At 63.4% G+C, this 24,224-nt stretch carries 20 protein-coding genes; 5 read left to right on the forward strand and 15 right to left on the reverse strand.

Features of this window, described 5'->3' with window-relative positions:
• The first annotated feature begins 238 nt into the window (after positions 1-238).
• From glnA to ntrC, 4 genes are all read left to right on the forward strand, one after another.
• Complete coding sequence (gene glnA / locus IC757_RS14830) at positions 239-1,648, forward strand: type I glutamate--ammonia ligase (protein WP_190975061.1); 1,410 nt, start codon at positions 239-241, stop codon at positions 1,646-1,648.
• 111 nt (positions 1,649-1,759) lie between these two features.
• Entirely contained in the window at positions 1,760-2,278 is a 519-nt protein-coding gene (locus IC757_RS14835) for a DUF4124 domain-containing protein (RefSeq protein WP_190975062.1), read from the forward strand.
• On the forward strand, positions 2,275-3,294 hold the full coding sequence (locus IC757_RS14840; protein ID WP_190975063.1) for a two-component system sensor histidine kinase NtrB: 1,020 nt from the start codon (positions 2,275-2,277) through the stop codon (positions 3,292-3,294). Before IC757_RS14835 ends, IC757_RS14840 begins: the two co-directional genes overlap by 4 nt.
• On the forward strand, positions 3,287-4,669 hold the full coding sequence (gene ntrC, locus IC757_RS14845) for a nitrogen regulation protein NR(I) (RefSeq protein ID WP_190975064.1): 1,383 nt from the start codon (positions 3,287-3,289) through the stop codon (positions 4,667-4,669). Before IC757_RS14840 ends, ntrC begins: the two co-directional genes overlap by 8 nt.
• Before the next feature lie 149 nt (positions 4,670-4,818).
• On the opposite strand, the gene IC757_RS14850 is transcribed toward ntrC, so the two are convergent.
• The 5 genes from IC757_RS14850 to dtd form a co-directional block, all read right to left on the reverse strand.
• Positions 4,819-7,293, reverse strand: coding sequence for an FtsX-like permease family protein (locus tag IC757_RS14850; RefSeq protein ID WP_190975065.1), 2,475 nt, complete (start codon positions 7,291-7,293; stop codon positions 4,819-4,821).
• Positions 7,290-7,973: an ABC transporter ATP-binding protein gene (locus tag IC757_RS14855; RefSeq protein WP_223846151.1), complete on the reverse strand. Its 684-nt coding sequence runs from the start codon at positions 7,971-7,973 to the stop codon at positions 7,290-7,292. The genes IC757_RS14850 and IC757_RS14855 overlap by 4 nt, the downstream gene beginning before the upstream one ends.
• 10 nt (positions 7,974-7,983) lie before the next feature.
• Positions 7,984-9,237: an efflux RND transporter periplasmic adaptor subunit gene (locus IC757_RS14860; RefSeq protein WP_190975066.1), complete on the reverse strand. Its 1,254-nt coding sequence runs from the start codon at positions 9,235-9,237 to the stop codon at positions 7,984-7,986.
• 68 nt (positions 9,238-9,305) lie between these two features.
• Entirely contained in the window at positions 9,306-9,596 is a 291-nt protein-coding gene (locus IC757_RS14865) for an energy transducer TonB (protein ID WP_190975067.1), read from the reverse strand.
• A 393-nt stretch (positions 9,597-9,989) separates the two neighbouring features.
• Positions 9,990-10,430: a D-aminoacyl-tRNA deacylase gene (dtd, locus tag IC757_RS14870; RefSeq protein WP_190975068.1), complete on the reverse strand. Its 441-nt coding sequence runs from the start codon at positions 10,428-10,430 to the stop codon at positions 9,990-9,992.
• Between the two features lie 228 nt (positions 10,431-10,658).
• Between dtd and IC757_RS14875 the strand changes: the two genes are divergently transcribed.
• Positions 10,659-11,546 (forward strand): lysophospholipid acyltransferase family protein, encoded by an 888-nt coding sequence (locus IC757_RS14875; RefSeq protein WP_190975069.1) that lies wholly within the window; start codon positions 10,659-10,661, stop codon positions 11,544-11,546.
• Between the two features lie 24 nt (positions 11,547-11,570).
• Here the strand turns inward: IC757_RS14875 and IC757_RS14880 are convergent, their stop codons facing one another.
• From IC757_RS14880 to fmt, 10 genes are all read right to left on the reverse strand, one after another.
• Complete coding sequence (locus IC757_RS14880; protein WP_223846152.1) at positions 11,571-13,394, reverse strand: lytic transglycosylase domain-containing protein; 1,824 nt, start codon at positions 13,392-13,394, stop codon at positions 11,571-11,573.
• 97 nt (positions 13,395-13,491) lie between these two features.
• A complete protein-coding gene (locus IC757_RS14885) occupies positions 13,492-14,310 on the reverse strand; it encodes a hypothetical protein (protein ID WP_190975070.1) in 819 nt (272 codons plus the stop codon).
• A gap of 178 nt (positions 14,311-14,488) precedes the next feature.
• Positions 14,489-14,800: a tetratricopeptide repeat protein gene (locus IC757_RS14890; RefSeq protein WP_190975071.1), complete on the reverse strand. Its 312-nt coding sequence runs from the start codon at positions 14,798-14,800 to the stop codon at positions 14,489-14,491.
• Positions 14,801-15,073: 273 nt separating this feature from the next.
• Positions 15,074-16,522, reverse strand: a complete 1,449-nt coding sequence (locus IC757_RS14895; protein WP_190975072.1) for a TrkH family potassium uptake protein — start codon at positions 16,520-16,522, stop codon at positions 15,074-15,076.
• Positions 16,522-17,898, reverse strand: coding sequence for a Trk system potassium transporter TrkA (gene trkA, locus IC757_RS14900; protein WP_190975073.1), 1,377 nt, complete (start codon positions 17,896-17,898; stop codon positions 16,522-16,524). The genes IC757_RS14895 and trkA overlap by 1 nt, the downstream gene beginning before the upstream one ends.
• A 26-nt stretch (positions 17,899-17,924) precedes the next feature.
• Complete coding sequence (locus tag IC757_RS14905; protein ID WP_190975074.1) at positions 17,925-19,265, reverse strand: sigma-54-dependent transcriptional regulator; 1,341 nt, start codon at positions 19,263-19,265, stop codon at positions 17,925-17,927.
• Between the two features lie 46 nt (positions 19,266-19,311).
• A complete protein-coding gene (locus tag IC757_RS14910; RefSeq protein ID WP_190975075.1) occupies positions 19,312-21,453 on the reverse strand; it encodes a sensor histidine kinase in 2,142 nt (713 codons plus the stop codon).
• Positions 21,443-22,000, reverse strand: coding sequence for a DUF4390 domain-containing protein (locus IC757_RS14915; RefSeq protein WP_190975076.1), 558 nt, complete (start codon positions 21,998-22,000; stop codon positions 21,443-21,445). Before IC757_RS14915 ends, IC757_RS14910 begins: the two co-directional genes overlap by 11 nt.
• Positions 21,957-23,282, reverse strand: coding sequence for a 16S rRNA (cytosine(967)-C(5))-methyltransferase RsmB (gene rsmB, locus IC757_RS14920; RefSeq protein WP_190975077.1), 1,326 nt, complete (start codon positions 23,280-23,282; stop codon positions 21,957-21,959). The genes IC757_RS14915 and rsmB overlap by 44 nt, the downstream gene beginning before the upstream one ends.
• A gap of 18 nt (positions 23,283-23,300) precedes the next feature.
• Complete coding sequence (gene fmt / locus IC757_RS14925; RefSeq protein WP_190975078.1) at positions 23,301-24,224, reverse strand: methionyl-tRNA formyltransferase; 924 nt, start codon at positions 24,222-24,224, stop codon at positions 23,301-23,303.

Consider the following 24,224-nt stretch of genomic DNA (forward strand, 5'->3'; position numbering starts at 1 on the left):
GTCGTGCCGATTTCTATCCTTGCTGCATTTTCAAGCTTGTTGACCTGCCCGAGCGCCACCAATTAAGGTGTAGCGCTTAAAGTATGAGCACTCATGTGCCAAAGCGCTCAAGTCTTGATCATACCCCTACCCCAAGGCCTTGCAGCTTGGGGCAGGATGGCTGGCATGGAATCTGCATATATCCTGGCGTTCGCCCAATTGGGCTTGATTCACTGACCTGAAGAGGACTTCAATCACCATGTCTGCAGAAGACTTTCTCAAGCGTATTCGCGACGAAGAGATCGAATTCGTCGATTTCCGCTTTGCCAACACCCTCGGCAAGGAACAGCACGTCACCATGCCGGCATCGGCCATTGACGAGGACCTGCTGACCGACGGCAAGATGTTTGACGGCTCGTCGATCGTTGGCTGGAAGGGCATTCAGGATTCCGACATGACGCTGATGCCCGACCCCGACAGTGCATTTCTCGACCCCTTCGCCCAGCACAAGACGTTGAACGTCACCTGCGACGTACTCGAACCCTCGACCATGCAGGCCTACACCCGCTGCCCGCGCTCGCTGGCCAAGCGCGCCGAGGCCTATCTGAAGTCTTCGGGCATTGCCGACGAGGCCTTCTTCGGCCCCGAGCCGGAGTTCTTCGTGTTCGATGACGTGCGCTGGAAAAACGACATCTCGGGTGCGTCCTACGCTCTTGATGCCGAAGAAGCGGCCTGGAACACCAACAAGAAGTACGAGGACGGCAACCACGGCCATCGCCCCAAGGTCAAGGGCGGATACTTCCCGGTGCCGCCGGTCGACGGACTGTCGGATCTCAGGAGCCTGATGTGCGCCACGCTGGAAGCCGTCGGCATTCCGGTCGAGGTGCATCACCACGAGGTCGGCACCGCCGGGCAGTGCGAGATCGGTACGCGCTTCAACTCACTCACGCGCAAGGCCGACGAGCTGTTGATGACCAAGTACATCATTCAGAATGTCGCCCACGTGCATGGCCGCACCGCCACCTTCATGCCCAAGCCACTGGTCGGAGACAACGGTTCGGGCATGCATGTCCACCAGTCGCTGTCGCTCAAGGGCGAGAACCTGTTCGCCGGCGAAGGCTACGGGGGGCTGAGTGACACCGCGCTGCACTACATCGGCGGCATCTTCAAGCATGCCCGCGCCATCAACGCCTTCGCCAACTCGACCACCAACAGCTACAAGCGCCTGGTGCCGGGATTTGAAGCGCCGGTGCTGCTGGCTTACTCGGCCCGCAACCGCTCGGCCTCCTGCCGGGTGCCCTGGGTGGGCACGGCCAAGGCGCGCCGCATCGAGGTGCGCTTCGGCGACGCGGCCGGCAATCCTTACCTGACCTTTGCCGCCATGCTGATGGCCGGCCTGGACGGCGTGATCAACAAGATCAATCCGGGCGCGCCCATGGACAAGGATCTCTACGACCTGCCGCCCGAAGAAGAGGCCAACATCCCGCGCGTTTGCCACGCCCTGGACCAGGCGCTGGAAGCACTGGACCAGGACCGCGAGTTCCTCAAGGCCGGCGATGTGTTTTCCGACGACCTGATCGACGGCTACATCGAGCTGAAGATGAAAGAGGTCACGCAACTGCGCATGTCGCCCCACCCCGTGGAATTCGATCTCTACTACTCGAGCTGATCAGGCGGGGGCTGCGACACTTGACGGCCGGGTTCGCCTGGCCGTTTCCTGTCTGCCGGGTGCTTCGGCTAGAATCGGAGCCTGGGTTTGTGCAAACAGGGCAAAGACGCCATGAAAACCGCCGCTTTTCTGACGCTTATCGCCTGCGCGCTGGTCGTTTCGCCGGTCATCGCCCAGGATATCTACCGCGTGGTCGACGAGGACGGCAACGTCACCTACACCGACCAGAAGCCCGATGACCACGCCGAGGTCGTGGAGCTTCCGGAACTCAACGTCCTGGGCGATGACACCGAAGCCGGGGCCATCGAACCGGAACCCGAAGAAACCGAGCCGGCCGAGCCCATGGACTTCCACATCGACTCGCCCCAGGCCGACGCGACCATCGAATCGAACCAGGTGGATGTCTCGATGAGCAGCAATGTCGAGATCCCCCCGACCGCCCAGATCGTGCTGTATCTCAACGGCCAGGCCCAGGAACCGGTCCAGAGCACGGAAGTGACGCTGGATGGCATCGGACCCGGGCTCTACCAGCTTCGCGCCGAACTGCAGACGCCGGCTGGTCGGCTGCTGGCCGAAACCGACAGCGTATCGTTCGAAGTCGTTGGCGGAGACGATCCGGATGGCCCATGAGCAGTGCGCCTCACCCGGATGATCTGGCCACCGGCCTGATCCGGGTGCATGCCGATGGCACCATCAACTGGCTCAATCGAAGTGCGGCCGATCTGCTGGCCCGCTCTCCCAGAAACCTGATCGGTACCGCACTGTCCGATCACTCGCCGTCCCTGGCCCACTGGCTGGACCATTGCAGCGACAGCCGGCGCAGCCTGCGTGTACCGGAAGCCCGTATCGAATCGGACCGGCCGCCTGTCGACGCCTGTTTTCATGCCACCCCACCCGACATCCTCATAGAACTTCACCCGGTCGCCGAACGACTGCGACAGCGCGAACTGGCCGAACGCGCCGACCGCGAGCAGGCGCTGAGCCTGCTGACCCGGCGGCTCGCCCACGAATTGCGCAATCCCCTGGCCGGCGTGCGCGGGGCAGCACAACTGATCACGGCCGCCCACCCTGACGCACGCAGCGGCGAGCATGCCCGCCTGATCCAGCGCGAGGTGGACCGGATTACCTCACTGATCGAGCGTTTCGCCGAGGGCGATGCGCCGTGCAATGGCGTAATCGACCTGCATCGCGTTCTCGACGAAGTCATTGAGCTGGTGGGCGTGGAGCACGCCCCGCCACCGCGCTTTGCCAGAAACTATGACCCCAGCATTCCTCCTATCCAAGGAGATTCGGCCCAGGTTCACCGACTGTTTCTCAACCTGGTTCGCAACGCCGTCCAGGCCGGCGGCCGGACCATCGGCCTGGTGACCCGTATCGAGCACCACTGCGCGCTGCTCGACGAGGCCGGGCATGCCGTTCGCATCGATATCGAAGATGATGGCGAAGGCGTGGACCCGGCCCTGCGCGACCGTCTGTTCCTTCCCCTGGTTTCCGGCCGGCGCGACGGATCAGGCTTCGGCCTGGCCATTGTTCAGCAGATCGTGCGCGCCCACGGCGGACTGGTGGAACACCAGCCCCTGGACCCAGGCAGCCGCTTCCGGGTCCGGCTGCCACTGATTCCGGCCAAGGAGGAAGACCATGAATGACGCGGTCTGGATCATTGATGACGACCCCGGCATTCGCTACGTACTGTCCGAGTTCTTCGAAGAGCGAAAAACACCCGCTCGCTGTTTTTCCCGTGGCAAGGAACTGCTCGCAGCCCTGGACCATGAGCAGCCCGGCCTGGTCATGGCCGACATCCGCCTTGATGGCGAAGACGGGTTGGAACTGATGCACGAGGCAAGAGCCCGGCATACGGACCTGCCGGTGATCGTCATGACCGCCTACTCGGATCTCGATTCGGCCGTTCGCGCCTTTCGCGGTGGAGCCTTCGAGTTCCTGGCCAAGCCGTTCGACCTCGAGGAAGTCGGACGCCTGGTCGACAAGGCCCTGCAAACCGGCCCGGACGAGGCCGAATCCAGTGCCCGCAAGGCCGGCATGATCGGCTCTTCGCCGTCCTTCCAGCAGGTCATCCGGCTGATCGGTCGGCTATCGGCCAGCGAAGTCCCGGTACTGATCACCGGCGAGACCGGCACCGGTAAAGAACTGGTCGCCCGGGCATTGCACAACCATTCGCCTTGCAGCAGTGGTCCATTCATCGCCATCAATACCGCGGCCATTCCGGCCGATCTGCTGGAATCGGAGCTGTTCGGTTACGAACGAGGCGCTTTTACCGGGGCCGAGCAGCGCCGTGCCGGGCACTTCGAGCGCGCCTCCGGCGGCACACTGTTTCTGGATGAAATCGGCGACATGCCACTGACCCTGCAATCGCGCTTGCTCAGGGTGCTGGCCGAGGGCGAGTACTACCGGCTAGGTGGCCGCGGACTGGTGCAGGCCAATGTCCGCGTCATCGCCGCCACCCATCACGAGCTGGGCGCGAGGGTGGAGAGCGGAGAGTTTCGTGCCGACCTCTATCACCGCCTCAAGGTCATCAGTCTAAAGGTCCCGCCGCTGAAGGAGCGGCGTGAAGACATACCCGAACTGATCGATCACTTCCTCGGCCAGGCCGCCGAGGAGTTTCACTTGCCCACACGCACCGCCACGCCGGAGTTGGTCGATTACCTGAAGCAACTGGACTGGCCCGGCAACGTGCGCGAACTCAAGCACCTGTGCCAGTCCATGGCCGCCCTGGCACCGGCCACCCTGATCGGCCTGGACGACCTGCCGCCGGAATACCGCGACAATCAGTCGACATCAACAAACGGAGAAGGCTGGGAGAGCGACCTGGCCCGGGAAACCCGCCGGCGCACGGCCAGCGCCACGGGAGAACTTCACGAAGAACTGCAGGCACGCTTCGAAGCCAGCCTGTCCAAAGCCGCACTGGAAGCCTGCAACGGCAACAAGTCCGAAGCCGCCCGTCGCCTCGGTATCAGCAGGAACACACTGGCAAGGATGATCGGTGGGGTGAAAGGTGAAAGGTAAGAGGTGAAAGGTAAGAGGTGAAAGGTAAGAGGTGAAAGGTAAGAGGTTCGAGGTTCGAGGTGCGAGGTGAGAGGCGGCGATTCCATTCCTTTCACCTTTCACCTTTTTCCTCGCACCTCGCACCTTGAACCTTCCCCCCATCAGGCACTTCAGTCATCTCGCAACAGGTTCGATGGCTGCAAGCGGCTGATCTTCCGGGCCGGCCCCGCGCAGGAGAGGATGACAAGCACCAGCAGCGCCAGGCCGGTCAGCATCGAGACGAGCAGCGGCGAAATCGAAGGGTCCACAAAGGTTTCGCGCAACTCCAGGGTGACGATGTATGCCAGCAGTGTTCCGATGGCCAGGCCGGGCAAACCCAGTTGCAGCCCACGCTTCATGTCCAGCAGGGCAAGATGCGTCGGCGTTGCCCCTACGGCTGCGTGAATCGCATACTCACGACGACCCGCCGAGACCAGGTAGCGCTGGGTGCCGAAAAAGCCCAGGCCGGCCAGCATCATGACCAGCACCGCACTGCCCAGGGTCAGGTGCGGCCTGGCACGATCAGCCGCCAGCTCCTCGTGCCAGCGTGACGACAAGCGCTCTATCCAGTCGAGTTCGAAGTCCAGTTCGCCGGTACTCACCTTCTCTTCCAGCATGGAACGCAATTCCGAGGGCGAGCGCCGGGTTTGCAATACCATGACATCCAGAAGCGAATTGGATTGCACCTGGCTGTACACCATGGCACCCACTGCTTCGCTCGGGTGTCCATGGACGGTATTGGCCAGAACGCTAACCACGCGCGGGTTGCCCTCAACGTCTTGCACCGTGGGACCACGCAGCTCGATCACTTCATCCACCACGTCAGTATGACCCCACATGCCCCGGGCAAACGTTTCATTGACCAGCACGGCAGTCGGGTCGTCGTCGGCAGGCCAGTTTCCGGCCAGCAATCGCTTACCCATGATGTGCGGGTAACGGGTATCGATCGAGGCCATGGTGAATGGCAGCGACTCCTCGGGATCGTCGGCCAGGGGCGCGGACATCGACATTGACATGTGAGCGACTGTCGGCACCGGATGGGCAAAACCCACCGCTTCGACACTAGGCAGACTCTCAAGTACTTCACGCCGGGACGAACGCAGCGCGACCACCTCATCCCACTGGGCACGCAGCATGTCCTGGCGTTCGATCTCGGGCATGACGATCACGACATCTGACGGATCGAAGCCGATATCGGCCCGTTCCAGCAGAATCATATGCCAGGCGAATGCCAGTGCCGCACCACCCAGCAACCCGGAGAGCGCAATCTGAACCAGACCGGCCAGGCGCTGTGACGGCCTCGGGCGGGCTGATACCTGGCGGGTGCTGGCAACGATACTCAAACGGCCCAGGCTCCAGACCGGCGCCAGCGATACGACAGCCGTCAGCACCATCGAAGCCGTTGCCATGGCCGCGAGAACCCGCCAGTCGAGCGGATGGACGTCGCGCCAGCGGGCATCCTGCAGAAAGGCCATGTCCTTGAGCAGAACCGCCAGCCACAGGCCCAGCACCAGTGCCAGCACTGCGGCGACCATCACAATCAAGGCCGCCTCGCCGATCAGTTGCCGGGCCAGCCGCCAGCGGGTGGCGCCAACGGTCTGGCGTATCCCCAGCTCGCGCTGCCGGGCTGGTGCCCTGGAGAGCATGAACAGGCTGGTGCTAGCCGCCGCCACCAGCAATACCAGTATGCTGCCGACCATGAACAGCGCCACCTGGCGTGAGGTCTCCTTCTGAACCGCCGGGTCGTGAACGATTCCGGGAGAAACCACCAGCCGGGCATCGGATCTCAAGCCGCGAATGGATTCCCCGGCATCGGCAAAACGCTGATTCAGTTCGTCTTCCAGTGCCGCCGGAGCAGCCCGCCCTGGAACCTGCGCCATTGCCGTCATGGAATCGATGACCATCCCTGCCGAAGGCATCATTTCGTCCACCAGGGCACGATCCGGCTCGTAGGCGAGCCAGAGATCGGTATCGCCTCCCCCGGTCGTGGAGCGCATGGCAGGAGCCATCACGCCGACGACGCGAACACCATGCGTGGTCTCCGACAGGTCCGTGGTCTCGCCCCCGGTGCGAATCATCACTGGCGGGCCGTGGATCGGAAACTCGTGACCGAGCACCTCCCGATCACCGTCGAAATGCCGCATCCAGAAGGCGTAAGACAACACCACGGCAGGCTCGGCATCGGCATGATGATCGCTCTCGCGCAGCGGCCTGCCCAGGTGCATCAATGGGCGCATCACGGGGAAGTACTCCCGCGAGACCTGCTCGATACCGGCCCGCAGGCTCTCCCCGTCGATGACCACATCGCGATTGGTCGTGGTGGTGCCGGCCACCTGGTCGACGGACGACAGGTCATCATTCATGGCCTCAAGCAGTTCCACGGGCAGGCCACGAAAGTCCTCTCCCGTATCCTGCATGATGGTAACGATCTGTCGGCTGTCGGCCACGCCGGGGTGCGGTGCCAGTGCCAGGTCATTCCACAACGAGAACAAAGCGGTGACAAACGCCAGCGCAAACGCCAGCACGACGACAGCCAGCAGGCTCGAAAACGGTGTGGCGGCAGACAGCCTGAAGGCATGCCGCAAGTCCGACAGCAAGCCCGTCACTGAATTCGACCGTCTAGCAACTGGATACGCCGCTGGGCCCTGGCGGCATGGTCCGGGTCATGCGTCACCATGATCACGGTGGTCCCCTGCTCATGCAAGGCGTCGAGCAAGGCCATGATTTCCTGGCCGGTGTCCTGGTCGAGATTGCCAGTGGGCTCGTCAGCCAGCAGCAGGGAAGGATCGCCGGCAATTGCACGGGCCACGGCCACGCGTTGCTGCTGACCGCCGGAAAGCTGACTCGGGTAATGATCAGCCCGGCTGGACATGCCGACTTCGGCCAGTGCCTGTTCTGCCTTCTTTCGACGCATGGTCCGTTGCCCGCCACCTCGATACATGAACGGCAGCATGACGTTCTCGATCGCGGTCATTTCCGGAATCAGGTTGAAGCTCTGGAACACGAAACCGATCTCGCGATTACGCAGCCGAGCCTGTTCGGCGCGATCGATCTCGTCAGTGGGAACCCCGGCCAGCAGGTAGGACCCGGTCGTTGGCCGGTCCAGCAGGCCAAGGACATGCAGCAATGTCGACTTGCCACAACCGGATGGGCCTTCTATGGCAACAAACTCGCCACGCCGGATTTCGAATGCGATATCGGTCAGGGCATAGGTCACCACTTCGTCGGTGGTGAACACCCGCTCCACGTCCTTCATCGCGATCAATGGTTGAGTATCCGTATTCAATCCAATCTCCTCAGCGTATCCTCAAGACCGGTTGATCGGCCCATTCGGTCAGGTCGGCCAGAATGATGCGGTCTCCTGCCACCAGGCCATTGACCACCTCGATTTCCCGACTCGACATCCGACCCAGTTCGATCTGGCGGCGCTCTGCCCGATCACCGGAGGGGTCGAGTCGGAACACCGTCAGCGTGGTCGCCTCACTGCTGAGCCCGACCGGACGCTCGACAACCAGCGTGTCCTCGACCCGCTCCAGTTCGATGCGCGCGGTAACGCTCAACTCCGGGCGCAGCCCTTTCGCGGCCTCCTCGCCCAGAGCGATATCAACCGTGACCGATCGATCACGCACGGTTGGCTCAACACGCATCACTTGGCCGGCATGAACGTGCCGTCCGATCTCCAGCGTGGCTGGCAATCCGGGCGCTACCAGGGCTGCATCACGCTCGGAAACGCGAACACGGGCGACCAGGTCTTCGGTATTGACGATGCGCGCCACGGCGATGCCGGCGACCAACTGCTCCCCCTCCTCGACATTGATTTCGCGCACCACGCCCGGATGACTGGCCACGATACTCAACGCCTCGACGTTGGACTCGAGCCGCTCTACCCTTTCCCGCAGGCGATTCAGGCGGGCCTCGGATGCCTGCTGTTCCGCCTTCAGGCTTTCGGGGAAGCGCTCCAGGCGGGCCTGTTCGGCCTCCATTCTGCGGTGAAGCTGTTCGACGCTCAGGCGCGTCCGTTCGATCTCGATTTCAGAGTACACCCCCCGCTCGCCCAGCTCCTGCTGGGCTTCGAGCACCATCTTCTTTGAGGTGTACTCCGACTCGGCCGCAACCGCCTGGGCCACGAGATCAAGACGCCGATTGTCTGCTTCGGCAACTTGCAATACGTGCTCGGCATTGGCCTCGGCCAGTTCCCAGCGCGCTTCGGCCAATGCATCCTCAAGCTGGGGACTGGACATCTCCACCAGCAGCGAACCCGGCTGCACGCCATCGCCAGGCAAGACCGCAATGCGTTCGACCACGCCGTCGTTGCGATTGGTGACCGCTCGCGTTTCCCGGGCTGTCAGACGACCTGCAGCCGACACTTCTCGCAGCATTTCGTCATGTCGCACTTCGCCAGTCCAGATCCGGTCGGCATCGATTGCCGGCGGACGTGATTGCAGACTCCAGGCCGTCAAGGCCAGGCCGGCCAGCACCACAACCAGCACCGCCGGCACCAGGTAGCGGGCAAGTTTTCGGGAAGAGCGACGAGATCGTTGTACATCCATCAGCGAGCCACCCGTCTGATTCGGCTACGCTTTTTTATCGTCCGCCGGCGCGTTTCGTACCACACGGATCAATGACCGTGATTCCACGCGAAGGGCGCGATGACCGGTCGACGCTCCTCGTTTCCGGGAGCAGGTGCAAACCGCTTTTCCTCGGTCGCTACAACCGCCGCCTGGTCATATTCCTCGTTGCCCGACGATTCAGCCAGCCGTGCCCGCACACTGCCATCCTCCTGCACCAGCATTTCAACCACGACGGTCAGGCTGTCTTCCCCACCTGCCTGAAGCAGGGCCATTTGCGACTCGGTGCCAGGGGGTGAGGAAAACTCCCAATAGGCCTCCAGCGCTTCGGTTGAATCCACGCTCAGGGCGTCATCCCATGGTGATCCGGCATGGCCTGTACCAATCCATGCGCCCAGAACAACGATCAAAGTCAGTCGAACAACGCTTACTGGTTATCCTCCTTTCCAAAACCGGCCAGAAAATCAATAATGCACGACGTGCTGGGACCGGTCAGCCCGATGCAGCAAGGCTCTCACCCTGTCACGCAGACAACGGGCCCGGTCGGCGAAGACCTGATGAGTTGGTCCCGGCACAGGTGCCACCTGCCGGGCCGGGAAAAGGAATCAAAGCCAGCCAACCCAACCATGCATCCGCCCGAACAACGAGCAACGCAGCCCAGAGCGAAGCTACCCCCAAGCCAGGCAGCCTGTCAACTATTGCCTCGGCCGCCCTTCACCTGTCACGCACCCCCGTCACTCCACCTCAATCCAGAACGTCACCGGCCCGTCGTTGACCAGCCTTACCTGCATGTCGGCGCCGAAGCGACCGGCGGCGGTGTGGGGCCAGATGGATGCGGCACGTTCCAGGACCTGATCGAACAGGGCGCGGCCTTCTTCAGGGGGCGCGGCCGGGGTGAAGCTGGGGCGGTTGCCGGAATTAGTGTCGGCAGCCAGCGTGAATTGCGGCACCAGCAGCAATCCACCGCCGATATCCTGCAGGCTGCGATTCATGCGTCCGGCTTCATCGGGGAAAACGCGGTAGTTGATCAAGCGCTCGACGAAACGCGGTATGCGCTCGGACCGGTCGCCCTTGCGAAACCCGACCAGCACCAGCAGGCCGGGGCCAATGCTGCCCAGTCGTTCGCCTTCGCTGTCCACGCTGGCGCCACTGACCCGCTGGATCAAACCGATCATTGCATCTGTCCCTGTCGACAACCTGTCTGGAATGATACCCAATCCTGAAGATAGTCAATTCTGCGTTTAGCGGCGTTCATCTGCGGTTTCATGAATCAAGCCAGGGTGATGGCCGGGAAACATGCACGATCAGGAACAGCTATGCTGTAGCGGATGCGGTCGCCGGCAACCCGGCGCGAAGGTGGACCGCGCTCAGATCTTCAATGTAATCGGTGAGAATCCAGCCACATGCAACTTCTGCTTGCCCAACTGCTGCTGCGCCTGCTCGCGCTGATGCCGCTCAAGCTGCTGCACGCCCTGGCCGTGCCGCTGGGCTGGCTGGCCTGGCGCCTGCCGTGGCGCAAGCACGCGGTCATCGACACCAATCTTGCGCGCTGCTTTCCCGAATTCGATGAATCGGCACGCCACCGCCTGCACCGGCAGCATCTTGTCGAGATGATGCGCCTGGCCCTGGAGTCGGGCGCAGTTTGGTACTGGTCGAAGCAACGTCTGTTCCGGCACGTGATCTCCGCAGAAGGCTGGGAGCATGTCGAGCAGCACATGGCCGGCGGGAAGGGCGTGCTATTGGTCGGCGCCCACTTCGGCAACTGGGAAATTCTTCCCTTGTTCGTATCTGCTCGCATGCCCTTCGTGGCCCTGTACAAGGCCCCGAAAAGAGCCGACCTGGACGCGGCGGTCACGACCTCGCGCAGTCGCTTCGGCGCCACGCTGATTTCCAGTGGCTCGCCCGCCATGCGCAAGATGCTGGCCGCGCTGCGCCGGGGTGAGGCCATCGGCCTGCTGGCCGACCAGCAACCCAAGCAGGGCGAGGGCGTGTTCGCCCCGCTGTTCGGCATTCCGGCTTCGACCATGACACTGGTCAACCGCCTGGCGCGCAAGACCGATGCACCCGTCATATTTGCCCATGCCAAACGCATTACCGGGCAAGGCTGGAGTATTCATTTCGAACCGGCCGGAAAAGACATTACCGCGGCCACTCCCGTCGAGGGAATCGCGCCGATGCATCAATGGCTGGAACAGATCATTCGCCAGCACCCAACACAGTACCTGTGGAGTTACAAACGTTTCTCCGTGCGTCCCCCTGGCGAGAGCGACTTCTATCCGCCCCGGCGCTGAGCAGCCGGCATCGGTCTGGCGGACCTAGCCTCCGACGGCATAGCAGCTGGCCACGTATGGCCACTGCTCGGTCTTCATCTGCTGGTAGTGGTTCCAGAACTCGCGGTCGATGGCGCGCAGGCGACCGGGGGTGTCTTCGCGCCGGTATCGGGGCAGGTGCGAAGGGCCGCCGTTGTAGGCAGCATAGGTGGCCCGGACCAGGTTGTCGATTCCCCCGGGCTGTTCGTGCTCACCCCGGCGAATCGCGTAGTCCACCAGGTAGTGCTCGAGGATCTCGATTCCGGCGGCCACGTTGTACTGAACATCGCGCTCCAGCCGCTCCACGTCGTAGACGCCACGCCAGACCCGTCCCATGATCTGCATCATCCCTACCGCACCGACCGAAGAGCGAATGACTTCGGGTTCGTCGACACGGCCCACGTAGTGACGCCAGCAACTCTCTTTCCAGGCCGTGGCGCGCACCAGGGGATCGAACAGGGGCCGTTGCGCATCGTCCAGGCGCGTGTTGGCCCCCAGGTGGGACTCGATTTCCACTGCGAGCAGATCCGAGACCAGATCGAGATAATCATCAAGAAAGGCCAGTCTGGGCACCAGTCCGCGCAAGGCCTCGGCCGGCGAGTCGTCGGCTGCATGGGCCGCCGGAATCAACCAGTCCAGCCAATGACGGCGCGCAGCCGCCGGCGTTCGGGGCGTCACGCCCTCGAGACCCAACAGGCGTTGCAGTCGCGGATCAATCTCGAGCGGCAGTGGCGTGAAACGGGCCGGTGCCTGTTCGGCCAGCAGCAGTCGGGCCAGACGACGCAGACCATCGCGGCTGACTTCCAGCCCGTATTCCGGCCCCAGGGCCTGCACTGCGGTGAGGGCATCGCCAGCGGCAAGAAACCCGGCCAGACGCAGATCCACATCGTCGCTTATAGCGAGCGCATCCAGTTGGCGGAACAACGGACGCAAGGCATCCCAGGCCTGCAGGAACAGGGCCTCGACCTGATCGGAGTCGCTGTCTTCCCTTAGCGCCTCGGCAATGCGGTGACGACTGTCGATCAGCACCCCCAGCAGATCAAGTTGCAGATCGCGCATATCGACGGCGTCGGCCAGGTGCACGATGATGGCGGTCAGAAAACCATCGAGTTCGTCCTCGATACGCTGCCACTCGGTCAGTTCGGCATCATCCAGAGGTGCCTCCGTGTGTACTTCGGCATCGGGCAGGGCATGCAGGGTCAGTGCCAGGGCGGCAGCCAGACCGTTACGGTCCACCTCTACATGGGCCAGATGAGCACGATCGGCCAGCGGCGAGGGTCGAGCTGTCGTGGCCGGCATGAAGTGCATGACCAGATCATCAATGGCCACCAGCGGGCCCGAGACATTGATTTCGATGGCATCCAGGCGTGGCACGATCAGCCGATCGGCCAACTGACTGGCGGCGCGGGCGAGCAGCCCGGCACTGCCATCGGCACGGCGGATCTCGGCTCCGACCGGCTCGAATACTACCGCCCGTCCGGTCGCATCGACTCCGGGCTCCAGACGAACGTGGAAACGCGCCTCAATGGGGCGCGGGCCAGTGCAGCGGCCGAAGGCCTTGGCGCCGCTGTGAACGTTCACGGCCAGGGACAGATCCAGTGCCGTCTGACCGGCGGCCAGCTCGGGCTCGGTCAGCCCGACGCGATTGCAGGCATCGGCGATCAGTTCGCCGCGGCCATCGGCATCGAGATCGAGCGCCTGCACGACAACCTCGTGCAGATAGCGCAGATCAATCTGAAGCGGCACCTCGATATCACGGGTTTCAGCGCGAACCTGAATGACCGTCGCCAGAGAAAACACCAACAGCAATGACACCCGCAAAACGGTCACCGGAGAATCAACCCATCATGAGGACACGCGCTGTTTGAGTCTGGAATTCCCGATCAGTTCGTTGGCTTGCGGAACAACACCCCGCCTGGCGATTGCGCTAGCGCCGGAATTCAAGCTGATCTAGCAGGCCTTCGAGCAGTAATGCCGTGCGGCGACGCGTGGCGCGAAAGCTGCGAGTCATGGCGAACGGCGCGGCAATCGCACCACCGAGGGCGCCGAACAGCAACAGCCAGGACCACCACGAACCCGAGACAAAAACAAAGACCAGGCCCACGATGGCCATGGCCAGCAACGACCAGCCCCAGCCGCCCAGCTCCTCGGAGCGCTGTTCGCTCAGATCGGCAGTCAGCGTGACCATGGTCTGATCCGTTCCGGCCGGTGCGGTCACGATGCTCAGCGATTTGAGCTCTGACAATTCGTAACTGCGTCCCTCGGTGTCCAGCACCTGGGACAGGCCACGCCTGATCGTGCAGGCCAGCCCGTCATTGCACTCCCACAGCGACTCGAACTCGCGCCGGCGAACCGGTCGCATGTACTCGTCGTCGCGCAAATGCCGGTCGAAACGCCGGTGCACCGACGCGGCATTGCCGTCGATCAGGCGACGCACGCGAACGGCCGCCGGGCCGACCAGACGGGTGGCGAGCAGATCATCATCAGGCTCGGGAGGGGCAAGCGAATCGGCCCGCCATTCCGCCAGCGCGCGCCGAACGTGCTCTGGCGCCAGCCCGACTTCCTCGCCGATGCTGACGATTTCCGCCTCGCTGAGCTGTCGGTGCTCGCCCTCGCCCTGGGCGTTCTGGAACACGCTGGCTCTGGCGATAATGCGTTCGAGTTGATCGGCGGGTATACCCGAGGGGGTGGCCGAACGTCCCGCATCGAAGGCATGCACGTTGGACGTTGAATCCTTGTCATTCATGTTCGTTCTCCCGGATGAAAGATTTCTCTTTCACCTGAACCAAGCAGAAACCATGCCAGATCGAATCACCCCGCAACCCATTGATCACAATAGCATTTGATCAGACTTCCAGCCACGGCATACTTGCGGATGGCGAATTAAACCTGAAACAGCGGCAAATTACGCCAACTCAAGGACATCAAGCCTTGTCAAGTCGCCGCAGCCAGACAACCATGACCTTCTCTGCCTGCTTGTCGCCGTTTTCCCGAGCCGCGCCCAGCCCACGCTGCCAGGCCTCGCGCGCGCCGCCGGCATCACCGCACTCGTTACGGGCCCGCCCCAGCTCCTGCCAGGCCATGGTCTGATCGGGCTTGAAGCCAGTCGCCTTTTCCAAATGCTCGATGGCCTTTTCAATATCCCCATTCTTCAACCGCGCCTGGCCAGCCGCCAACCTGGCCTCGTAGCCGTCTCGGCCCTGATTGATGAGTTTTTCGATAGCTTCGGGGTTCATGGGGGTATTTTGAAGTGTGAAGTGTGAAGTGTGAAGTGTGAAGTGAGGGGGCTTGCGGTTGGCAGTGGAGAGTGGGGAGGTTGAGGGGCCAAGGGTTGGGTTGGGAGTGTTAAGAAGCGAGGGGGTGCATTTAGGGGGACCGCCTAACACCTAACACTTAACACCTAACACCCATCCCCCAACCCACCCCGCAAGGCAACACGCATCACGCTCCCTCAAACACCCGGCGATACCCACCCCTTCACACTTCACACTTCCCACTTCCCACTTCCGTTAGTGCTTCCAATACGCCGGGGTCAGCAGCACCAGGATGGTGAAGATTTCCAGTCTGCCTAGCAGCATGGCGAAGCTCATGAGCCACTTGGTCGTGTCGTTGAGGCTGCCCCAGTTGGCACCCGCTTCGCCCAGGGCGGGGCCGAGATTGTTCATGGCGGAGAACACGACGGATACGGCGGTGACCAGGTCGTGCTCGATGCCGGCAACGATCAGGGTGAGCGCCACGACGCAGACGATGTAGAGGGAGACAAAGCCCCACACCGCGTTGGCCACTTCCTGATCGAGCGTGCGGCCACCGAGCTTGAGGGGCACCACGGCGCGTGGGTGAATCAGGCGTTGCAGTTCACGAATGCCCTGCTTGGTCAACAGGTAGACGCGCACGATCTTGAAGCCACCGGTGGTGGCGCCGGCACAGCCGCCGAAGGCGCTGACCAGCAACAGGAGCAGCGGCAGCATGCCGGGCCAGAGATAGACCGCGTCGGTGGCGAATCCGGTCGTGGTGGTGTAGGAAACGGCGTGAAAAACGGCATAGCGAAGCGACTCCCAGAAGCTGCCAAACACATGCTGCTGCCACAACAGCACGGTGGCGATGGCCGAAACCACCAACAGCAGGATGGCAAACAGCTTCAGTTCCGGGTCGCGAAGATAGACCTGGGCGGTGGCTCGCCGCAGTGCCAGAAAGTGCAAGGCGAAATTTAGACTGGCAACGAAGATGAAAAATACCACCAGCCAGTCGATCAGCGCGCTGTCGAAGTGGCCGATGGAGTCGTCATAGGTTGAAAAGCCGGCCGTGGCGATGGTCGAGAAACTGTGGGTGACAGCATCGAACAGGCTCATTCCGGCAGCCCAGTAAGCCGCTGCACAAATCGCGGTCAGCCCGATATAGATCAGCCACAGCGCTTTGGCGGTTTCAGCAATGCGCGGTGTCAGCCGGCTTTCCTTGACCGGGCCTGTGACCTCGGCCTTGTAGACCTGCATGCCACCGATGCGCAGCATGGGCAGGATGGCCACGGCCAGCACGATGATACCCAGACCTCCCATCCATTGCAGTTGCTGGCGGTACCAGCGAATCGAGATCGGCATGTGGTCGATACCGGAAAATACGGTTGCACCGGTCGTCGTGATACCGGAGGTGGACTCGAAAACGGCTTCGGCCAGGCTGGCATCCAGGGCAAGGATGAATGGCAGGGAACCGGCCAGGCAGACCGCGCCCCAGCACGCCACCACCACCAGGAATCCGTCGCGCACGCGCAGGTCGCGGTTGGCGCGGCGCACCGGCCAATAAAGGAGCGCCGCCACAACGACAACGACCACCAGGCTGGTCACGAACGCCCAAGCCGCTCCATCGTCGTTGACCATGGCGAAAATCAGCGATGGCACGAAGCCCAGGCTCAGAAACCCAAGCAAGACGGCAACGATTCGCTGAACCGGGGCGTAGGCGTTCATCACACGAACATGGCGTCGACGGCGAACAGTTTCTCGACCCGGCGGATCTGGCGCTGGTCGGCAACAAACAGGATGACGTGATCATCGGGCTCGATCAGCACATCATGGTGGGCAATGATCACGTCCTCTCCGCGAATGATTCCACCGATCGAGGTATCGGGTGGCAGTTCGATTTCCTCGATGCGCTTGCCCACCACCTTCGATTGCCCCGGGCGCCCGTGCGCGACTGCTTCAATGGCCTCGGCAGCGCCGTGCCTGAGTGAGTGAACCCGCACCATGTGACCGCGGCGGATATGGGTCAGCAAGGCACCAATGGTGACCTGCTGCGGGCTGACGGCCACGTCGATGCGGTCGGATTCGACCAGGTCGACATAGGCCGGACGATTGATCAGCGTAATCACCTTGTCGGCCCCCATGCGCTTGGCCAGCATGGACGAGAGGATATTGGCTTCGTCATCATTGGTCAGTGCGCAGAAGACATCGATCTCATCGATACCCTCCTCGTGCAGCAGGTCTTCATCGGCACAGTCACCGACCAGAACGATGGTGGTATCCACCTCCTCGGCGATCAGCTCGGCACGGTTGGCATCGCGCTCGACCAGCTTGACGTGGTGGGTTCGTTCCAGCCGCCGCGCCAGCGCCGCACCGATGTTGCCGCCACCGGCGAGCATGATGCGGTTGGCCGGGCCTCCCATGCGTCGAAGCTCGCGCATGACCACCGGTATGTCGTCGTGCGCGGCCAGGAAGAAAACGATGTCGTCGACTTCGATGACGGTGTCGCCCTTGGGAATAATGGGCTCGTCTCCCCTGAAGATGGCTGCAACCCGAGCATCGACGGAATCGGGGAGTTTCTCGCGCAACGCCCTGAGCTCATGACCGACCAGCGGCCCGTCGTGAAATGCGCGGGTGCCGACCAGCTGGGCCCGTCCGTCGGCAAAGTCGAGCACCTGTAGTGCGCCCGGATACTCGATCAGGCGCTGGATATGATCGGTGACCAGGCCCTCGGGACTGATCAGCACATCGATGGGCGCGTGTTCGCGATTGAACAGCTCGGGGTGGGCCAGGTAGTCGGCTGCCCGCACACGGGCCACCTTGGTTGGTGTGCTGAACAGCGAGTAGGCCACCTGGCAGGCCACCATGTTGGTCTCGTCGGAGTTGGTCAAGGCAATCAGCAGTTCGGCATCCTGTATGCCGGCCCGGATGAGGGTCTGCGGATGGGCCGCGTGCCCGAGCACGGTGCGGATATCCAGCTTTTCCTGCAGCTCGCGCAGCCGCGCAGCATCGGTATCAACGATGGTGATATCGAAGTCTTCCTGACTCAGGCTGCGCGCCATGCCGGTTCCGACCTGACCTGCCCCGAGAATGATGATCTGCATGTCGCTGCCCCTTGAAGCTGGAGGTTTCAGACCTGCTTGGGATCGATGCCGAGCTGCTTGAGCTTGCGATAGAGATGGGTGCGCTCCATCTCCACGACTTCGGCCAGTCGGCCCACGCTGCCTTCCACGGACTGCAGCTTGAAGGTCAGATACTGGCGCTCGAACTCCTCGCGCGCATCCCTGAGCGGCAGGTTAAACAGCGCGGGCATCTTCTGATTGCCGACCGTCTCGCCGGTATCGGACTGGGCCAGCGCTTCCTCGACTTCGGCCACGCTGACCTCTTCGGCCCCGCCCAGCACCAGCAGGCGCTGAACAAGGTTTCTGAGCTCTCTGAGATTGCCCGGCCAGTGGTACTGACGCAACCGATTCTGGGCGGCAACCGGGATATGGCGATAGGGCGTGCCGTCGCGGCCGGGAAAATATTCGGCATAGAAGCGCACCAGGTCCGGCACGTCTTCCTGGCGTTCACGGAGTGGCGGAATATCCAGCGGCAGCACATTGAGCTGGTAGAACAGCGCCTCGTCGAAGCGACCGTCGCGAACCAGTTTTTCGAGCGGATGGCTGGTGCCGACGAGGATGCGAACATCCAGCGGGTCGCTGTCGGGCCGATCCGGATCGAGGCGACCACTTTCGAGCACCTTGAGCAAGGCAGTCTGGCCGGCACGGTCGAGCCGGGCCACATCATCGATAAACAGCACACCGCTCTGGGCCTCGGCCAGCAGGCCGCGCTCTCCGACCAGCAGCGTCTCCCAGGAGTCGCCGTCGATGCGGGTGACGGCATTGACGAACGGACCATCCACCCGGCGCGAGTGGGCATGAATCCAGCGCGCCGCTTCCTGCTTGCCCACACCCGGCTCGCCAGTGATGAGCACCGGCGCCTCATGCGCGGCCACACGCTCCAGGCGCTGGCGCAGCTGCTGCACGGCCGGCGAGCGCCCCAACGGCTCAAGCACCGGTGGGCGCTGGCGCTTCAGGTCGGCATTCTCGCGCTTGAGTCGACCGCTTTCCAGCGCATTCTCTATCGTTACCATCAGCCGGGCCATGGACACCGGCTTTTCGATGAAGTCGTAGGCGCCCAGGCGGGTCGCCTCGACCGCCGTCTCGACCGAGCCGTGACCCGAGATCATCACCACGGGGCATTCCAGGGTGCCGGCATCGCGCCATTCCCGCAACAGGCTGATGCCATCGGTATCGGGCATCCACACATCCAGCAACACCAAATCAGGCGCATGCTGGGAACGCATCTCCCGGGCAGCGGCGGCATCAGCAGCGGTCAGCACCTCGTGACCTTCGTCACCGAGGATGTCACTGATGAGCTCGCGGATATCGGGCTCATCATCAACGATTAGTATGCGGGCAGCGGACATGGTCGCTATTGTTTCACGTCTGGCAGCCGATGTGCCATGTCATTGCTTAGTGTACTCCGCCACGGGGCAACCACAGACGCACCTCGGCACCGCCGGCTTCCGGATTGGCGACCTCGATCTGGCCACCATGCTCCTCGATGGTGCGCCGGACAATGGCCAGCCCCAGCCCCGACCCACGCGGCTTGGTGGTGACATAGGGCTCGAAAATCCGCTGGAGCACCTCGTCGGCAAAACCGGGCCCATCGTCATGCAGGCAGATCGTCACACCATCATGCTCGTCACGGTGCTGTGCGCGGATCGTGATCCGAATGGTGGGCTGATCCTGCGGATGCGCTTCCTGGGCATTGCGGACCAGATTGAGCAGGACCTGCCGGAGCCTTCCCGCATCGGCCTGAATGCGGCCCACGTCCTCATCGGCCCGGACCTGGAAACTGACCGGCATGTCGCCGCTGGTATACAGATCGACCACTTCATTGACCAGGGCCACTGGATTGACGGCTTCGAGATTCAGTCCACTGGGACGGGCATAGTCACCGAAGCTGTCGACCAGGCGCTTGAGCGCATCGACCTGCGCCCGAATGGTGCCGGTGGCCTTGGTCAGCAGCTGACGCTGCTCGTCGGGCAGCCCCGGTTCGAGCTTGTAGGCCAGCCGCTCGGCGGCCAGCTGAATGGGGGTGAGTGGATTCTTGACCTCGTGGGCCAGGCGGCGGGCCACCTCGCCCCAGGCCGCATCGCGCTGGGCCTGGTCCAGCACCGTCACGTCGTCGAAGACCACCACGTGCCCACCGGTTTCGGCCGGCAGTTCCGAACCGCGGCAGACCAGCACCAGTGGGCGGTCCGGTGTTCCCAGCTTGATCTCGCGCCGCCATTCACTGCCCGGGGCGGCATGGCGCTCGGCAATCACGGCAAACAGCGGTTCCAGGTCCGGCCGCGATGTGCGCACTGCCTCTACCGCCTGGCCGCGGACCCGATCGGCATCAAGGCCAAGAATACTGACCGCCGAGTCGTTGAAAGCGCTGACGCGGCCGGCGGGGTCGATGGCCAGCACCCCGGCGGAAAGGCGCCCGAGCACGATCTCCAGATAACGCCGCTGCGCTTCGAGCTCGGCCCGGCTGGTGGCCAGCTCGCGCTTCATGGTGTTGAACGACCCGACCAGAAAGCCGAGTTCGTCACGGGTCTTGACCGCCAGATCACCGGGAAAGCGGCCGGCCGCAATTTCCTCGGTGGCCTCGGCCAGTTCCCGGATCGGCTGGGTCAGGCGCCGCGCCGCGTTGAATGCCAGCAGCATGGCCAGCAGTAGGGTCAACAGCAGCACCAGCGACAGAATGAGAATCAGGCTCTGCTGTAGCCGGCTTCTCAGGAAGCTGACGTTCTGGTAACGAAAATACGCCTCCTCGATGTTTCCGGCCAGGTCGCTAAAGCCCGCCGGCAGCGGATAGAGGGCCTGCAGCAGCAGGGTTTCTCCACCCAGCATCGGGGCAACCAGGCGCCGCAATACACGGATCTGAATGCCGTCTTCGGTCGGTTCGGCGGCGGCATACTCCTGGTTCTGCAACGCCTGCACCAGCGCAAAGTCGTTGGGCCGGTCGGCCACCAGCCTGCCGGCATCGATGCTGACCATGACTTCGGTGCGGCCGCTGGTGTCCAGTACGGCCAGTTCCGTGGGCCCGGCCGAGCTGACCTGGCGCAGGAGCTGGCCAAACAGCCGGTCCTCGTCGGTCAGGTCGATCTCGTCGGCGAGACGATTGATCTGACCGCGCACCTCGCGGGTGCGGATATCCATGAACATCTGGCCCAATTCGATCGAGTCGGCCAGCGCGCGCTCGGCCTCGACATCCATCCAGCCATCGATGGTGTCGGTAATGAACTGCATGGCAAAAAGGTAGAGAATCACGACCGGCGGCAGGGTCAGGACGACAAAGACGGCCACCAGCCGCGCGGTCAGCCGAGCCCCGGCCTCGCCGGCGCGCAGCCGCTGCACCAGTTTGACCAGCCGGCCGACGATCACGGCCAGCAGAATCAGCACCGACACACCCGTGAGCACAATGATCCACATTGCCAGGCGCCCGAGCTGGGTGGCTTCCTGCTCGACCGAAGACACCAGGTAGAGCGAACTGAGCAGCAGCACCAGTACGGCGGCCAGCGGGACGGCGCGCAGCAAACGCTTCCAGGTGCGCTTACTGGGCATCGACTTCGACTCTCTCGGTCGACCACTCCTGCCAGTCGCTGCGCACCCGCCACTGCGGATCCAGCCAGGCCGGCAGCCGCATCGGCGAGGGCAGCCGCGAACGATCCAGCTCGGCGCGCGCCTGCACCCGCCACGGGCCACGGTCGAGCTCATCGCCTTCAAGCTTGACCGACCACGGCTCGCGGGCCTCGAGCGCGTTGAGCAGCATCGACAAGCGGGGGAAACTGCTGTGACTGTCGTCGCGCAGATAGACCAGCTGGTAGTGCCGACTCAGTGGCAGATAGCTGATCTCCAGCCGGTGTTTTCTGATCCGATCCAGCCCGGACACGAAAACCGGCCCGCCGGTTGCCCGGGTCTGCAGCGCCACGGTCAGCGTCACGCCACGCTCCAGCGCTTCGATCATGGCCGGACTGGGCTCGAAGCGGATGCCGGAAACGATGTCATAACCGTCTTCGTCGCGCTCAAGAGCGGGCTCGATCAGCTCGATATGCCAGTCATGGTCGTCATTCTGGCTGCAGCCGACGAGCAGCAGCACAGAAAAAACCATCGCAATCCTGATCGCCCGGCAGCAACTGGCGCCCCGGATCGCCCGGTCGGCCCGGAAGCTCGCTGTGTTCAATGAGGCACGCATCTGCATGTCGCTCCAGAAAGGATTGGAACTGGCCGGCATTTTCTGCCACCAGCACCGAGCAGGTGGCGTAGACAAGGATACCGCCCGGGGCCAGCAGCGGCCACAGCGCATTCAGCATGGCGCGCTGGGTCTGGATGAGCGCATCGACATCGGATGCCCGACGCAGCCAACGGATATCGGGGTGACGACGGATCACGCCGGTTGCCGAACAGGGGGCATCGACGAGAATGCGATCGAAACGCCGGTCGTCCCACCAGTCGCGCGGGCGGCAGGCGTCGCCGCACTGCAGCCTTGCATCCAGCCCGAGGCGTTTGAGAGTCTTCTCCACGCGAATCAGCCGGTCGGCAGACACATCCAAGGCGGTCAGGTCGACATCGGCGCGTTCGAGGATATGCGCGCTCTTGCCACCGGGTGCGGCACAGGCATCAAGAACGCGCAAGCCGTCTTCCAGGGCCATTTCATCGACAACCAGTTGCGCCGCACCATCCTGCACGGACAGTCGGCCTTCGGCCAGGCCGGGCAAATCGCTGACTCGGACCCGCTCGCGCAGGACGAGGGCGTCGGGAAAGTCGGGCATTGCCATGGCCTGGATACCAGCCGCCTCCAGCGCCTCGAGCGCCTGCTGGGGCGTCCAGCAGCGGCGATTGACCCGGAGCCACAGAGGCGGTACGGCATTGCCCGCGGCCAGTATGCCTTCACGCTCGCCCGGCCAATCCTGATCGATATGATCGATCAGCCAGCGCGGATAGCCGAGATCCCGCACGGGATCCCTGGCGACCTGCTTTTGCAGCGCTTCGCGCCGGCGCTGGAAGTTGCGCAGCACCGCATTCACGAGCCCCCGCAGGCGACCGCCCCGGAAATCGCCCGCCGCGGCCACCGCGGCATGCACCACGGCATGGTCGGGTTCGCGCGCGTCGCGCAATTCGTGCACGGCAACGGTCAGAAGGAAGAAGATCACCCGGTCGCCAGATCTCATCGGGCGTTCCAGCAATTCTCGAACAATGAAATCCAGCGCCGGCCAGTTGCGCATCACACCGTTGGCCAGTCGCCGTACCAATGCCCGGTCGCGCGCGTTTTCCACCTTATCGAGCAAGGAGGCCAGCACCTCGTCCAGCGCCTGCCCGCGATCCAGCACTGCCCGGCATGCCTGCGCCGCCAGCCAGCGCGGCCGCGCCCCGGCAGACCCGTTTCGCCTCACGCCTCACACCTCACCGGATCATCCCCGCCAGTCCGGATGTGCGTTGAGCCAGTCTCTTGCCGTGACCCGCTTGCGTCCGGGCGCCTGCAGTTCGAGGATTTCCAGCACGCCCTCGCCACAGGCCACGGCGATACCATCGATATCGTTGCCGCGCACCAGCTGCCCGGGCTGACCGCCTTCTCCCGGTAGCGCACGGGCCCGATGGATACGGAACTCGATACCCTGGAGTTCGGCAAACGTGACCGGCCAAGGGTGGTAGCCGCGCACCATCCGAGCCAGTTGATCGGCCGGACGATGCCAGTCCAGCCTGGCATCGGACTTGCGGATCAGCGGTGCGTGCGTGGCCTGGGCATTGTCCTGTGGCACGGGCTCGGGCAAACGGTCGGTCTCCAGTTGCTCAAGTGCCTCGACCAGCAGTTCGGCGGCCAGGGGAGCCAGACGGTCATGCAACTGGCCGGCCGTTTCTTCGGCGCCGATTTCGGTGGCGGCCTGCATGATGACCGGACCGGTATCCAGCCCCTGATCCATCTGCATCAGGGAAATTCCGGTCTGCCTGTCGCCGGCGATCACGGCCTGATTGATCGGACTGGCCCCTCTCCAGCGCGGCAGCAGCGAGGCATGCAGGTTCCAGCAGCCGTGCGCGGGCAGTTCAAGCACGGCGGGCGGCAGAAGCAGGCCGTAGGCGGCGGTCACCAGCAGGTCGGGCTGGATGTCGGCCAGCGGGGCACGCGCCTCGGGCGTCCGGAGTGAATGCGGCTGAAACACGTCGATGCCGGCATCGACCGCGACCTGCTTGACCGGGCCGAACTTCAGCTTTCGACCGCGCCCGGCCGGTCGGTCGGGCTGGGTGAAGACGGCCGCCGGATACCATTTCGCATGGTCGATCAGCGCCTTGAGGGCCGGCACCGCAAAGTCCGGCGTGCCGGCAAACACCACCCGCAC

The sequence above is a fragment of the Wenzhouxiangella sp. AB-CW3 genome, assembly GCF_014725735.1.
Taxonomy (GTDB): Bacteria; Pseudomonadota; Gammaproteobacteria; order Xanthomonadales; family Wenzhouxiangellaceae; genus Wenzhouxiangella.